This is a genomic window from Desulfovibrio desulfuricans, from assembly GCF_024460775.1.
Classification (GTDB): domain Bacteria; phylum Desulfobacterota; class Desulfovibrionia; order Desulfovibrionales; family Desulfovibrionaceae; genus Desulfovibrio; species Desulfovibrio desulfuricans_E.
In genome coordinates this window covers 1-214 of sequence record NZ_JANFYZ010000141.1, presented here as the reverse complement: position 1 = coordinate 214, position 214 = coordinate 1, and the positions used below count along the sequence as shown (strand labels likewise).

At 35.0% G+C, this 214-nt stretch carries 1 pseudogene; it reads left to right on the top strand.

The features are described from left to right. Positions 1–38: 38 nt before the first annotated feature. Positions 39–214 (top strand): annotated as a pseudogene (locus tag NE637_RS15700) (very short patch repair endonuclease); the annotation flags it as partial.

Sequence of the window (214 nt, the reverse complement as noted above, 5' to 3'; positions counted from 1 at the left end):
GGGTTCTGTGGGATTGAAGATGCATAATCTTGCTCATTATGATCCTGAATTGCAGAAGAGAAGATACAAAGATTGAAGGACTATTAAGAAAGGCATTGTGGAAAAAAGGTTACAGATTTCGGAAGAATTATAAAGAATTGCCAGGCAAGCCTGATATTGTATTTACTAAATATAAAATAGCAATTTTTTGCGATGGAGAGTTTTTCCACGGCAA